Source organism: Sporosalibacterium faouarense, assembly GCF_016765695.1.
Lineage (GTDB): Bacteria > Bacillota > Clostridia > Tissierellales > VENL01 > Sporosalibacterium > Sporosalibacterium faouarense.
In genome coordinates this window covers 39,023-55,786 of sequence record NZ_JAETGO010000015.1, presented here as the reverse complement: position 1 = coordinate 55,786, position 16,764 = coordinate 39,023, and the positions used below count along the sequence as shown (strand labels likewise).

6 protein-coding genes are annotated in these 16,764 nt (G+C 33.7%); all 6 read left to right on the top strand.

What is annotated here, in order from left to right; genetic code table 11:
* A partial coding sequence (locus JMO20_RS01730; protein ID WP_202707565.1) for an IPT/TIG domain-containing protein occupies nucleotides 1-5,430 on the top strand: 5,430 nt, incomplete at its 5' end.
* Nucleotides 5,431-5,456: 26 nt separating this feature from the next.
* Nucleotides 5,457-8,159: an S-layer homology domain-containing protein gene (locus JMO20_RS01725; RefSeq protein ID WP_202707563.1), complete on the top strand. Its 2,703-nt coding sequence runs from the start codon at nucleotides 5,457-5,459 to the stop codon at nucleotides 8,157-8,159.
* A gap of 25 nt (nucleotides 8,160-8,184) precedes the next feature.
* Complete coding sequence (locus tag JMO20_RS01720; RefSeq protein ID WP_202707561.1) at nucleotides 8,185-9,663, top strand: S-layer homology domain-containing protein; 1,479 nt, start codon at nucleotides 8,185-8,187, stop codon at nucleotides 9,661-9,663.
* 12 nt (nucleotides 9,664-9,675) lie between these two features.
* Nucleotides 9,676-11,100 (top strand): S41 family peptidase, encoded by a 1,425-nt coding sequence (locus tag JMO20_RS01715; protein WP_202707559.1) that lies wholly within the window; start codon nucleotides 9,676-9,678, stop codon nucleotides 11,098-11,100.
* A gap of 225 nt (nucleotides 11,101-11,325) precedes the next feature.
* A complete protein-coding gene (locus JMO20_RS01710) occupies nucleotides 11,326-12,933 on the top strand; it encodes a CTP synthase (RefSeq protein ID WP_202707557.1) in 1,608 nt (535 codons plus the stop codon).
* A gap of 410 nt (nucleotides 12,934-13,343) precedes the next feature.
* Nucleotides 13,344-16,742, top strand: coding sequence for an Ig-like domain-containing protein (locus JMO20_RS01705; RefSeq protein ID WP_202707555.1), 3,399 nt, complete (start codon nucleotides 13,344-13,346; stop codon nucleotides 16,740-16,742).
* Nucleotides 16,743-16,764: the final 22 nt, after the last annotated feature.

The window sequence follows — 16,764 nt, the reverse complement described above, 5'->3', positions numbered from 1 at the left end:
TTTTTTCTTACTAGATATGATGGTACAGAGGTATATAAGCAAACTAATAAAGGTATAAATACAACATATAAAAAGGATGCTGAAGAAGTATCTCCAGGAGTATTTTATGACCAATTTTCAGTTGAAATACCAGAAACCTTAGAAGTTGGACAGGATTATTTGATTGTGTTTACTAATAAGGTGGAAGATGATAAAGATCCTGAAAGGGTAATAACAAAGGAAAAGCTCTTAGAAGGAAGGACCTTTACAGTTATAAGTAGAGATGACAATGTTCAGATATATAATATTGAGCCAGATCAAGGTCCAGATACTGGACAAAGTGTAGAAATAAATGGTAAGTATTTTGGAACGATTAATATTAATGACTTAATTATTGATGATATAGATTCGAGAGCCTTAAGCTCTGAAAATAATAAGACTGAGCTTGTTATGAATTATGGAACAGGCGAGTATAATGGAAAGACAGTTAATAATATAAAGAAAACCATAAGTGTATTTATTGCATCAGATGCAACCTTTGAAGATGGAAAAAACGATTTAGGTAACTTCTCAACCCACTCAGACACAATATTTGTAAAGACTCCATCTTTAACTCTTTATGACGATCTTCGAAGAGAAAATGTTATTGTAACAACGATTACAACATTTACAGAAGATGGAACGGGAGTTCCATATAGATTTGAGGAAAGGGAAGAATTCGATGGATTTACATTTATTCCAAGTAGAATAACACCAACCATAGATGAAATAAACCCAAATAAGATTATGGTTAAGGAAAAATCAGCTGTAGATGGCACGTTTGAAGTTAGTGAAGATATATATTTAGCTATTCATGGTAGAGACTTCTTAATTCATAGTTATAAGGATGAATCTAATCAGCAACATACTAGATATCCAGTAATTAATATTGAAGATGAACTAATAATAAACAAAAACGATAATACTATTACAGACCATGATGGAGTATCTAATGTAGATGTAGAACTTCTCGTATTGAATGATGAAGGTAGAATACTAGACGGGTCAATCGGTAATGAGATTGGATCTAAAATCATAGTAAAGATACCAAAGGGAAGTGTAATATCTGATTCAATTGTGTCGGAGGAATATGTTATAAAGGATATAAGGCTTAGGGTAACAAACCCAATAAGAAATACTGAAGATATAGAGCCTTGGGATGAAGGAACAGTTAACTTTATAAGAGTTGATGATGAAGATGCTCCTAAGATTGCAACTGTAGAGCCTTATATAGTTACGATAAATGGAGATGAAGAAATCATAGTAACTGGTAGTAACTTCAGAGAAGGAATTAAGGTATATATAGATGGTGAAGAAGTAAATGGAGTACAAAGAGAAGGAAATGGTAGGGGTCTAAACTTTATCTGCCCACCAGGTAGAGAAGGTAAAACTCAGCTTTTATTAATGAATGATGATGGTGGGATCGCAGTACATGACTTCATATATGTTAAAACCTATACTGACCCAGAGGTTATAGGCATATCTCCTGAAAAAGGTATGGCCAATACTCTAGTTATTATCGACGGAGATAATTTCTTGAAGCCAGATCCAACAGCTAATCCCCAAACAGAAATGGGAATGTATAAGCTGATAGGTACCAGAGTACTATTTGATGGAGAAGAAATAAATAAATATAATCGAGATGATATGACCGATAAAATAGTTCTAAAAGATTATATCGCTCCATCCGCTGAAAAACAATTGGTAACAGTTGAGGACGGTCATGTAAAGCTTGCTGACTATTATCATAGTATTGTTTTACAAGAGGAAGATGGGACAGGCACTCTAATTAATAATTTCTATACTATAGATGTAGAGGATGGACAAACACCTGTATTAACCGATGGAGTAGACAATAATTTCACAATTTTAGTTGAGAGTGGAAATCTTAAATTGAAGAAAGAATCTGAATCTAGTCAAGATGTAACTATAACTAATTCTCATATTGAACTTAATGATGGAACAAAGTTACGTATAAGAACACCATACGAGATAGCTCAGAATGAAGATGGTGATGATGTAATCATTGGTAATAGAGTTAAAGTAAAAAGTAAGAAACAAATATATGTTACAGTACCTATATTACCTGGTGAAGGATGGTATGATGTAACAGTAGTTAACCCTGACATTAAAAGGGTTGAAGTGGAAGATGGATTTTATTTTTCTGAAAGACCTTTAAACAAACCAGTAATAAATGAAATATCACCTTCAGAAGGGTCAGTGAATGGTGGATATGATATTGATATTTATGGTGAGAATTTTGAATATAAGGAAAAAGACGATACAGAAATAATTCAAAGTAAGGTTATTATCGATGGTATGGAAGTGCCTCAAGAAAACATTACAGTATGGTCAAGTGGAGATAGGATAACTGTTACAGTGCCCGAGTATCCCATTGATATAAAAGAGGAACTAGGATTAGACAGATTGACAGTTCCTGTAGTGGTTCTGAACTCTGATGGTGGTAGTGACAGTAAAGAAGATGGATTTACTTATGTGACGCCAACCAGTCACCCTGAAATTTGGAGTATAAATGAAATAGATAGAGGTAGTGTAGATGAAAGATATCTTCAAGTAATAGGGGATGATTTTAGATATAAAGAACCCTTTGATGATAAAAATGGAAATGCTAAATATGATAGTGATATATCTGCAAATGAGACTTATATAGATGTAAATGGCAATGGTCAATATGACGATTATAGCGATAGAATAGATCCAACTATATTAAACCCAGGAGAGACTTTAGAGGATATATTAGCTGTTTTACCTAAAGTATATATAGGTGAAACTGTTGCAGAAATAGTTGAATATCAAGAGGGATATATCCTTGTTAAAATTCCAACCGACTTGAGAGAGGATGCAGATGTTTATTTAACAAATAATGACCATGGAGTTTCAAATACAGTGAAATATACTTATATACCAAAGTTTCCTAAAATAAATAGAGTTGATCCATCTACAGGTACTAAGAAGGGGAAAACATATATGGAAATTCATGGTGAAAACTTTAATAATAGTGCTCTAGATATTTTAGAGGATGATGGATCGGGGAATATAGTAACCACAAGAAAGGAAATGGTACAGGTTAGATTTGATGAAATATCTGAAGAAGAGGATATTATGGTATCTCGTACAACGGAAATGACTGTTAGTGGTGGATTAACAGTTAACTATAATGGGCAGACACAACAGTTGACCATGAATATATCTGAAAAGATATCTGGAGAAACTGTGGAGTATGAAAGAAACTTTGATCTTAGTCATACAACAAACAAGATAACCAGATATATAGATGTAAGTACCTTGAAAAACACAGATGACCCAACAGAATACTATAATGGATACGAGTTAATTAAGGTTGTAGTTGATGATAAGGATAAGGCGATCTTTGTTGAGAGGGGTTATTCTCCTTCAACAGAGCTATTGAGGGCTGGACAACTTCAAGTTTGGTCACCTTCATACTATACAATATCACCAACGGGAGTAACAATTACAGTTATAAATCCAGATGGTAATACTGCAATTGCAAACCAAAAGTTCCAATATACAAATCCTATAGTAGAGCTTAGAATGGATGATATAACCGATGTTATAGAGAAGAAAGAGATTGATGATGGAGTAAATAGTTATTATATAATTGAATCTACAGTTGACGGTGGGATGACATTTACTATTGAAGGTAGCGGATTCCAAGAGCCATTAACAGTTAAAATCGGAGGACAGGAAGCAGAAATACTTCCTAATGGGATTTCAAGTGATAGTATTAGAGTGAGGTCAAAAGGAATTCCAGCTAACGTAGAACCAGACCAACCATTATTAATAACTGTGGAGGTTAGTGATGTAGGTTCAGTTACATCGGCAGACCCTACATTAGATAAACCAATATATTATGTATATAGGGATATTGGAGGAAGTACTCCTGAAATAGAAGAAGTTAAGCCAAATAAAGGTAGTGTAGAAGGTGGAGACATAATAACCATTACAGGTAAGAACTTTGCAGTAAATAATGGATTAAGCAATGTAATAGTTAAGATTGGTGATAAAGTAGCATCAGTAAGACGTGGTTCTACAATAGATGAATTATCAGTTAGATTACCATCCAGTGATGTACTAGGGCCAGTGGACGTATATATTATGAACAAAGAACCTTTAGGTGAAACGACCCTTGAAGGTGGATTCACATACTACTCAAGTCCAACAATCACTGATGTTTCTCCTAACCATATACATACAACAGGTGGAGAAGAACTAGTTATTAGGGGTACAATGTTTATGGAAGGAGTACAGGTAACTATTGACGATGAGACTGTACAAGAAGTAAATAGGATAAGTGATACAAGGATAGAAATAATAACTCTTCCTAATGAAGAGGAAGGACCTCAGACTCTAAAAGTAGAAAATACAGATGGTGGAAGTGCAACCTATAATATTAGATACATTTTTCCTTACCCAGATGTACCAACGGGCTTTAAGGCTGTAGCGGGAAATGAGCGTTCTATTATTCTTAAATGGAATGAATCGGAAAGGGCTCACAGATATAAGATATTTGCAGTTAAGGCTATAGAGGATAAGGATAGCTATTATAGGTATGATGATGAAGAATTTACATTCCTTGGAGAAACCTCAGGAACAGAGTATAGAGTAAAGGATTTAGAAGTAGATACAAAGTATTATTTTAGACTCTGGGCTGTAAATGACTATGGCGAGTCACCAAGATATGACTGGGCATATACAACCACATTAACAGCGTATCAAGACCAAGGTGATGGAAAGTATTCTGAGAGCAGAGAAACTAAAACGAAGATAGACTATTCAAATAATAACGTATCTGTAATACTTCCTAACTTCTATACTGAGGAGCAATATACTATAGACCTTAGGGATTCCAAATATAATGAATATGGAAATATAGAAGTAACCCTTCCTCTGGCAGTTACTAGAAGGATAAATGGAAATGTAGTTATTAAAACCCAATATATAGATGCTGAGGTATCTTTGCATAATATAGAAAACAGTGTTTTCTATAAGGGAGATGATTTAGAGGATACAAATGTTAAGATTAGGATAAATAGACTTAGTGATGCAGAGACTGATAGGATAGCAAAGAATATCAGTAGAAAGGAAGAAGCTGTGTCCTATGCTTATAGCATAGAATTTATTTTCCAGCAAAGGAAAACAGAAGAGGTATTTAATTTAAAAAATAGCATGGATTTCCAAATTCAGATTGATAAAGGAAATATAACAAGTGATAATCTATATATGGGTAGATATAATGTAGAAACCAATAAGATGGATGAAGAAAGCTCAACGGCGGATACTTTCTTCGACTACAAGCTAGTTAAATATATGCATAAGGTAAAGGCGACTATATTTAATTCAGGCAAATATGTAATTCTTAATAAAAAATAAAATATTAGATAGAAAGGGTGAATCAGATGAAAAAGGCCATATCAATAATAATGATTGTAACAGTTGTTTTAACTTTATTCCCAACATCTATATTTGTTCAAGGAGCGGTAGCAGAGGAAACCTATTATGGAATATCCACCTATAGGGATTTATATGGAAATATTAATTTTCCAGATATAGATGGACATTGGGCTCAAGACTCAATTTCAAGAATGAGTGCCCTTTCTATCATCAAGGGGATGGGAGACGGCTTTTATCCCAATACTCCCCTTACTAGGGACCAGGGAATTGCTTTATTAGTACGACTTATGGGTCTAGAAGAAGAGGCCCAAAAGTTAGGAGAAGAAAGCATTGCCAATGAAGATACAGGTGGATATGTGATTCTAAACCATTTTGACCAGTGGACTAAAGGATATACCACAGAGGCTCAAAATCAAAATATAATAACTCCTGAAGAAGTAGATTATATAACTACTTTAACCCCTGAAGAACAAGATGAAATTGATTATGAAGTGGAAGAGTCCTATGGTCAATATTTAGACGATGAAAATTTAACATTTAATCAATTAGATGCCATTAGAGCTGAATTGGAAGAAAAGACAGAAAAAAAATATACTTGGGAAAAGCCAGTAACAAGGGAGCAAATGGCCATGTGGATATATAGGGTACTAAATCTTGAGCCTATATATGGAGAAGATCAGCATAGCATATATAACTTAAATGACTACGAAGAGATTAAAACCACCAATATTCCTGCTATAGAAGCCATACTTCAAAAAGGAATTATGGATGGGAATGCTCAAGGGAATTTTAAACCTAATGGTACGATATCAAGGGGAGAGATGGCAAGGTTATTAGATAATATATATGAAAGCTTCCTACTAGACAGAGGATTTAAAATTGGGACTGGAATCGTTGAAGATAAAGATAAGTCAATTAAATCTCAAGATGGAGTAAAAATAGAAGAAATAGTATTGTCAATAGGGTCTGACGATGATACTTACATAAACGTAATAGCTCAAGCATCTGATGACTCACTTTATGATAATGGGTTTGTAGGTATAAAAAATAAAGAGCCAATATGGCCAGATGGGATAGAATCCCATGACTATGTAAAATATTATATCAATCCTGATAATCAAGCAGTATTTTTAGAGGTGTTGAATAAGCCTGAGACACAAATAGAGGGATTTGTTGAAAAAATTGATGAAGAAAATAATACCATAACTATTATGGATTATGATGACAATACATATTTGTATAAAATAAATCCTGCAGCAAAGATGAGTATAAATGGGTTACCTGTTGGATTAAAAGATATGATCTATGGACTTGAAGTTACTTTAGATATACGCAATGGTAATATAGAAAGCATAAGGGGAGAATTAGACACAGGAACTCCAGGATATATTGAACCTGGAGGTAGGATATATATAGGCAAGGTGTTGGAAACAGATCTAAATAATGATAGTATTATAATCATGGATGAGGACACAAGATTGGAGTTTGAAATATCTCCAAGCACATCAATCATTAAAGAAAATGAATATCTAAGTCTAAGAAGCATTAGAGAAGGAGACATGGTTAGACTAGAATTTGATTCATACAATGGAAATAGTCCTAGTAAAGTATACATTGCTAGTCCCGATAGACAAATGGAGAATTTTATTAAGGCAAGGCTAAATAGATATAATCCCAGTAGAGATGAACTACTTTTGACAGATATAGCTTACTTTAATTATTCTCAATGGAGTGATAGGGTTGGAGATATGAAGATGTCTTTAGGGGGCAATGCTGAAATCTATATTGATGGAAGAAAGGTTTCTGAGAATGATTTGAGTAATAATATCGGTAAAGAAATATATATAGTTACCAATAATAGGTTTGGCGAAGAGGAAGCATCAAAGATAGTATTTAAGAATGGATATGAGAAGCAGTTTTACAATAAGCTTCAAAGAATAACCTATGGTGATAATAAACTAAGGGTTGATTATAACAATATGGCCTTTGATGAAAGTACCATTATCGAAAAGAATGGAAGGTTAATTGACCCATATAACTTGAGATTAGATGAGGAGCTGTTTGTAATTACCCAAGGTAGCAATAATACCGCAGCTTTTATCTCAGTAGAGACTCCAAATGACATGGCTGCAAAGATATACAAGGGCGAAATTAAAGATATCTATAACTATGCCTTTGATTTAAAGAAATATGATATTTTAGAAAATAATAAATGGACAAGTAAATCTAATTATGCTAAGCTTCAAATCAGTGAGGAGACGAAAATCGTTGATACAAGAGATGAAGAACTTATAGAGGTTTCAGTTAATACCTTTAACAATAATAGATTTTATACAGGAGGCAATACAAGATTTGGTTATGATATGGAAAGAGATAATTTTCTAGAAGAGAACGCTTATGTTATAGAGTATGATAATATGGTATCAGCAATAGATATTGTTGATGACTTTAATGGAGAAGAAATAATTACATCTGCAAGGGTAGATAGTGTAGATTCAAGTAACAGTACAATAGCTATAAAGGAATTAAAGGATTGGAGTGACTTTAGACAGAAATGGAATATAAATACTTCAGAATTTGATTTAAAGGTAGAAAATGCTATACTCATTAAAAATGGCAGAAAAACAACCTTAGATAATATAGAGGACGATGATAGTCTATATATTATAAGAAAAGATAATGAGGGACATATAATAATAGCTGAGTAAAATATCATTGAAAGGAGGTTGACATATGAAAAGAAAATTTAGTGTAATACTGATTGCTTTAATGCTCATAATTCCAGTAACTGCAAATGCCACGATTAATAATGCTGGATTCGAAGGCGGAATTCATAAGAATGAACAGGATTATAATGATGTAAAACAATATAAGGAAGTGATATTTCTAACTGGACAACCTGTTTTACTAGAAGGTACAGTTGAAATAGATGTAGATGATGATGACCTTACCTATGAATATATACTATCTAATGATGATGGAACTGTTACGTTAGAAAGGGAAATAGAACTTGAGAGAATCATAGATGACACTTCTCATAGTAAGCAAATAGTGGAAACAAATAATATAGTTGATTATGATGAAGAGATAGTAACGAATGGACAAACCTATACATTAAATGATTATCAGTTCCATAATTCTTCAATAGATGATAAGCAACCTGTTGTTGACTATTATGCAGGAAACTGGTTAGGAACTAAAACCTACTCTGTAAACGAAAATCAAGGAAAAATCGTAGTTGAGATAACTGGAGAAATATATGGGTATGACCATTATTGGGGAGCAACAGAAGGACAAAAGCTCCATAAAGACATCTCATACCAACAGACTACTGGAGATGAGCCTGTTGAATGGTTTGGATATGCCGATGTAGATGTAGCTTTTAATAGAACCAAGAGAATGGAGTACTTCAACAACCTACCTTTTCAAACTAGCTTTAGTAGTGGATATACATTAACAGAGCAGGAAGAGACGATTATGTCCTATGATTATAATTTACCTACCTTTGATGAAGAAGGACTACCTACCATTTCAAGGGAACGGGGAAATGGTCAAGGGAAATTTGAGACCTTACCAACTCAGCAAAAACTATTTATACCTAAATATAACGATGTAAATGGTCATTGGGCAGAGAGTGATATAAATAGAATAGCTGGATTAAAAATAACAGATCAAAATCAACAATATTTTGGACCAGACACACCAACAAAGAGAATAGATTTCGCAAAATGGATTGCCAGTGCTATGAATTTAGTAGAGGAAGAAAAAGAGGTTAAAAGATCCTATACTAAGCCTAATGACGATATGGCTGTATTTAGTGATGTTAGTAAGGATGATCCAAATTATAAATATGTAAAAGCCATAAAAGAGAATGGCATTATGAATGGTGATGGTAGTAAGCTATATCCTGATAAGGAATTAACAAGAGGCGAAGCAATCACTATTGTAATTAGGGCTTTAGGCTTAGAAAATTTAGCTCCAAATCTCCCTTTTGAAACCAAGTTTAAAGACGATGCTAATATTCCAGTATGGGCTAAAAAATCAGTTTATGTTGCAGAAAAGCTAGGTATAGCTGAAGGGTATGATGGGTATATTCATGCCAATGATATTATGACGAAGGCAGAGGCTGCAACATTTGTTAATAGATTTATAAGCTACTTACAAGAGGATTTGAAGAAGGACTATGTAGACAATATTATTAAATACTATTAAGGGGGCAATTAAATGAAATTTGGTAAAAATTTTAAGAAAATATCAGCATTATTACTTACACTTATCCTGGTATCTCTAATTATAAGTCCTGTATATGGAGATGGAGAAGCTGATAATCCCGACGCTGAATTAGATAAACATATGATATATATTAAATCCATGATTAAAACTATGGAATCAAAATACGTAGATGATATAGATTTAGATGAATTGACTGAAGCGGCTATTAGGGGTATGTTTGATTCCCTTGATGAACATAGTAGCTACTATAACGAAGAAGAATTTAATGAACTCTTTGAGAATGTATCAGGAGATTTCGATGGTATAGGTGTTTATATTGTTGAAGAAGATGATTTTGTAACTGTGGTTACACCTATACAAGGATCACCAGCTGATAAAGCAGGACTAAAGGCAGGAGATAAATTAGCATCAGTTGATGGTCAGTATATAGAGGGCTATACCACTGATCAGGCTGCCAAATTAATCAAAGGTCCTTCAGGTACTGCTGTAAGGATTGGAGTTATAAGAAAAGGCTATGACAGTATGTTATACTTTGATATAACTAGAGAAACTATAAAAATTAATCCAGTATCCTATGAAATCAAGGAAGGAGACATTGGATATATTCAGATAACTCAATTTAACTCTCATACTGTATCCAATATGAAGAAAGCTCTAAAAGAGATGGACAATAAAGAAATAACAAAGCTAGTAATTGATTTAAGAAACAATCCTGGTGGATATTTAGATGAAGTTGTCGAGCTACTTGGATACTTCATAACAGAAGGTCCAGTAGTACATATAAAATATGCTGATGATGAAATAGAAACTCGAGAGTCTCATTTAAAGAAAGCAAAATATGATGTAGCTGTATTAGTAAATGAAGGTAGTGCCAGTGCATCTGAGATCTTTGCAGGTGCCATTCAAGATACGGGAGTGGGAACAATCATAGGAACTACTTCTTATGGTAAAGGAACAGTTCAAACTATATATCCATTATATAGTCTTCAAGGGATGAGCGGAATGAAGATAACTGTTGCGGAATATTTGACTCCTAAAATGCGCTCTATAGATGGTAAAGGAATAATCCCTGATATAGTGGTAGAAAACAAACCAGCTGAATTTGAAATAGACTTAAGTGACATACCTAAATATAGTAAGAAAAGCAAGCCAGAGCTTAATAGTGTAAGCTTAGATGTATTAGCGACTGAACAGATTCTTACTATATTAGGCTATGAATTGGAAGAGCCAGATGGAGTAATGGATCAGGAAAGCTTAAATGCTGTTAAGGAGTTCCAAAAAGAGCAAGGGTTATTTGCATATGGAATAGTTGATTATACAACTCAAGATGCCCTTGTAAAGGCCTTAGAAACTCATATAATTGACAATACTAAAGATATGCAATTAGAAAAAGCCCTAGAAGTATTAAAAAAATAAATAGATATTAAATAAATAAGCTAGAGACCTAAAATAAGAATATTTTGGGTCTCTTTTGTTGAAGATAGAAATATGATTGGGATACAACTTTTGACACCAGTTTTTGATTATTGACATGTGAGTATATTTGATATAAAGTATTATAAGTTGTGGAATTTGAAATCGGGAACAAAGAATTAATTATAATATAGATAATTTTTAAATTATATGAGAGGAGAGATGGCTTTGTCTACGAAGTATATTTTTATTACTGGTGGTGTGGTTTCATCACTTGGGAAGGGTATTACTGCAGCTTCCTTAGGACAGTTATTAAAGAGTAGAGGGTTAAAAGTTACTATTCAGAAGTTCGATCCTTACATAAATGTTGATCCAGGAACTATGAGTCCTTATCAACATGGTGAGGTATTTGTTACAGACGATGGAGCGGAGACAGATTTAGACTTAGGGCATTATGAAAGATTTACAGATATAAATCTAAGTAAAAATAGCAATGTAACAACAGGCAAGATATACTGGTCGGTTATTAATAAGGAAAGAAAAGGAGTATATCTTGGAGGAACTGTACAAGTAATTCCTCATATTACTAATGAAATAAAGGATAGAGTATTTAGAGTTGCAAAGGAAAAGGAAGTAGATGTAGTTATTACTGAGATAGGTGGAACAGTAGGAGATATTGAGAGTCTTCCCTTCTTAGAAGCTATTAGACAGATTAAGTATGATGCTGGTAAGGAAAATGTAATGTATATACATGTAACTTTAGTTCCTTATCTTACAAAGGCAGGAGAATTAAAGACAAAGCCAACTCAACATAGTGTTAAAGAGCTTAGAAGTATAGGTATTCAGCCTGATTTACTAGTATGTAGAACTGAGCATTCACTATCTCAAGAGCTTAAAGAAAAAATAGCGTTATTCTGTGACCTAGATAAAGGAGATGTAATTCAAAATCCCGATGCAGATACATTATATGAAGTGCCATTAATATTAGAAAAAGAAGGCTTGCCTCAAATGGTTATAAACCATTTAGACCTTAAATGTAAGGAAAAGGATATAAGTGAATGGGAAAGTATAGTTGAAAAGGTTAAAAATCCTAAGGGCAAAGTAAAGATAGCATTAGTTGGTAAATATGTAGAGCTTAAGGATGCATATTTATCAGTTGCAGAGTCATTAAGACATGCAGGAATATCTAATGAAGTTGATATAGATATTGATTGGATTCACTCAGAAAAAATTAATGAGAAAAACTGTGGAGATAAACTTAAAGGTGCAGATGGCATATTAGTTCCAGGTGGATTTGGAGATAGAGGTATTGATGGGAAACTATGTACTATCAAATATGCTAGGGAAAACAAAGTGCCTTTCCTTGGAATATGCTTGGGTATGCAAATGGCTGTTGTTGAGTTTGCTAGAAATGTTATAGGATTAAAGGGAGCGCATAGTTCGGAACTAGACCCAGAAACTCCATATCCAGTTATAGATTTAATGCCAGAACAAAGAGATATAGAAGATATGGGTGGAACTATGAGGTTAGGTTTATTCCCATGTAAGATAGCAGAAGGTTCGAAGTCGAAGGAAGCTTACGAAGAAGAATTAGTTTATGAAAGACATAGACATAGATATGAATTTAATAACGAATTTAGGGATAAAGCACTAGAAAACGGATTAATTATAAGTGGAATATCTCCGGATGAAAGACTAGTTGAAATTATAGAGTTACAAGATCATCCTTGGTTTGTTGCATCTCAATTTCATCCAGAATTCAAATCTAGACCAACTAGAAGTCATCCATTATTTAGAGAATTTATAAAGGCATCAAAGGAAAATAAGAAAAAATAAATAGAAAAATAACAAAAAATAATAAATTTAAACAATGTATATAGAGTGATAAAAGGCCCTGAAAATCCCATAATGGTAGGATTTTCAGGGCCTTTCCTTTTAGTGCTAAGGGAGTGTAATGTTATAGAAAAGAAATTGTAATACTACTGTAATGGTATTTTCATATCTTATCCTATATAATTACATATGTAATGAACGTGAAGGCAAGTTATATTACATTTTCATTACAATGAGGCTTGTCACGTTGACTGTTTAAGCAGTCAATGCTATAATATAGCGTAGGATGCAGATTTAGCCTTCAAAATCGGTCCTTTTCTTTTAGGCTGGTAGGAAGGGGTACGGCCTAGGAGAACATATTATTAACTCCTTCAAAAATTAAAACACACATTTCAAAAGGAGGTCTTTGAAAAATGAAGAAAGTATTGTCATTAGTACTTGTGATATCACTAGTACTAGGAAGTTTCGCGCCTGTTTTCGCAGCAGCAGATGAAAATGACTATGCGAACCAAGCAGAACTTCTTAAAAGCCTTGGTGTATTAAAAGGCGACGAAAATGGTAATTTAGATTTAAATGCTACATTAGACAGACAAACGTTAATGGTATTAACTGCTCGTCTAATGGGCGAAGAGCAAGTGGCTGAGAACTTTAAGTTCGAATCTCCTTTCTCAGACGTAGACCACCCTTACTTTGAGTCTTTCATTTCTTGGGCTTATAACAAGGGATTAACTAACGGTTATGGAGACGGAACATTTGGCCCTACTGACTTAGTAACAGTAGAGCAACTTCAAATATTCATGTTAAGAGCTTTAGGATATGACCCACAATGGGGAGTAGATAATATTCCTGAAATGGCTATCGAAGCTGGAATCATGGGTGACGTTGAAGCAGAAGGTAATGCGTCAAGAGGCATAATGGCTGCTATAGTTTATAACACTTTAGAAGCTGATATGGCTGACGGAAGCGGTACATTAGCTGCTTCATTAAACGTTGATATGCCAAAAACTGCTGTTTCAGTAGCAGCTGTTGAATTAGGAACTGTAGCTAATGGAGATGAATTAGATCTTCCAGAAACAGTAGAAGTTACTTTTGACAACGGAACTACTGAAGAATTAGCTGTTGATTGGGCAGACTATGATACAACTGTAGCTGGAGATTTAACAATTGAAGGTGTAGTTGAAGGAATTGAGTTAACTGCATTAGCTACAGCTATAGTTGATGAAGCTGATTTAGCTGTAGCATCAGTAACTGCACTTAACTTAAAGCAAATAGAAATCGTTTATACAACAAAAGTTGATGAAGATTCAGCAGAAGACGCTGATAATTATTCATTAGCTGGAACATATGAGCTTCAAGAAGATGGAATAACTGTTATCGGTACTTTAGATACTAAGGTTGATAATCAAACATCTAAAGAGCTTACTATTGAAAAAATATTAGATTTAAATGAAAATGAAATTGAAGAAGTTACAATTGAAGGAATTGACTTCCTTGATATGACTATTCCAGAAGTTGTAGACGCTGAAATAGTTGGCGTTGACACTGTTAAGGTTACTTTCACAGAGCCTGTTAACGTTGATGGATTATCAAGATCTGAACTAAGAAAAGGATTCTCACTTGAAAAATCTAACGGTAAAACTGTATACGTTAGTGATGTTACTTTCGAAAACAACAACAAAGTAGCAAAAGTTGAATTCTATTCAGATTTCGAAGATGGCGAAGTTTATTCATTCACTGTAAATAACGAGTATAAAGACTATGCTGGTTATACAGTTGTTAAAGAAGAATTTGAATTAGATGTAGTTATTGATGAAGAAGCTCCAGAAGTTATTGACTTCAAAGATGCTAAACCATACTCAGTAACATTAGTATTCAATGAAGATATTGCTCTTGAAGAGACTGATGAGGAAAACTACTATCACACTAATTCAAAGAACAAAGTAGAAGCTACACCTACAATAGAAGAGAATGAGCTTAAATTATCATTCAATCCTGCTGACAAAATGCCTTCAGGTACAGTATACGTTTACATTGCTAAAGAAGCTGTAAAAGACCTATGGGGCAATGAAAATGCACAACAAATTAGAGTAGAAATAGAAGTAGAGGGAGATACAGAAGCTCCATCAATCGTAAAGGTTGAAGCTACTTCACAAGACGAATTAAAAGTTACTTTCAGCGAAGAAGTATTAGGCGGAGCAGAAACTGAAGCTAACTATACACTTCTTGATAGTGACGGAGACGAAATAAAGAGCATTATCAGAAGAGCTACAATTACTGGAGAAGATAATGATCAAGTTAAATTAACTCTTAGAGATGATATCTCAGGAGTACACGCTTTAGTGATTGAAGATGTTGAAGATATTTATGAAAATGCTATGGGCGAAGAAACATATGAATTTGATGTTGATGATGTAACTAGTCCATTATTCGCTGATTTCTCAGCTACTTTATATGGAGATAAAGAGCAAACATTAGTTATAAACTTTGATGAGGCTATGTCAACTGATGGTGAATACTCAGTGCTTGACCTTGAAAAATATAGAGTAGAAGTATATGAAGCAGATGGTTCCGGATGGTCAGCAGTTAGAGAATGGGTATCACTTTCTGATATTGAAGATGGAATATCTATCTCAGCTACAGATGACGGTAAGAAAGTAGAAATCGTACTTGATACTGAAGATGCTGAATATAAATTTGCAGGTGGAGACGACAGCTTAGAAATAGCAAGAGTAGCAGATGCTTTTGATAATAAGACTGTAGAGCTTATGGATACATTAGATATTGGTAGTACTGGTACAATAGGCGTTGATACATTCGAAGCAGTATCATCAACTGAGTTAGAATTAACTCTAGAGGGAACACTTGATGATTTTGCAGAAGAAGACTATGTAATTGAAACAAGTGGTACTTTTGACCTTGGTGAAATTGCAATAGACGAAACTATTAATGATGATGGTGACAGTGTAATCATCTTCACATTATTAGACGAAGAGTTAAACCCAGAAGGTACAGTTGGTACTGATAATGAGACTATAACTATCTCAGTTAATGATGATTCAGATTATGAAGTAGTAAGTATGAATGATTATGGTGAAAAAATTGTATTTAATAACATAGGACTTGACGATGCAATTGCACCTGAGCTTAACCCAATCGACGATGAAGATGGAGTAGCTAATGACGGTCTTGTTGATAATGGTGATAACACAATCACAATCAACTTCAATGAAGAAATTTATGCTAAAAATGATAGTTACGCAGCATCTGACTTAATAGTAGAAGCAGATGGTGAAGAACTTGATGCTGGTATTGACTATTTACTTGCTTTAGAAGATGTTAATCAAGATGGTTCTGTTACAGAAGCGACATTAACGTTAATTGGTGACTATACTGGATTCGATGGTATGATTACTGTAAGTACAATTTCTGACGTGAAATACATTAAAGATATGTCAGATAATACTCTTGCAGAGATTGATGCAGAAGAAATCGAAGTTAATATGGTTTCAACAGTTGTAGATGCGGTTTATGGCGACTATGATGGAGTTACTAAAATAGTAATAACTATGGATGAAGAAATAGATGATGTAGTTATTGATACTAATGCATTTACTGTAAATGGTGTTGTTTCAAATCCAAATGTAGTTGATGTAGATGTTAATGATGATGAAGTAATATTAACTCTTGACGGTGATATATTAGATTCAGACGCACCTACATTGGATTATGATAATTCAGTAGCTAATCCTATGGTTGACTTATTTGGTAATGAAGCTAAAAGCTTCAGTAATCTTACTGTAAGTCCGAAGTAACAATAAGTTTTAATAATAAGAG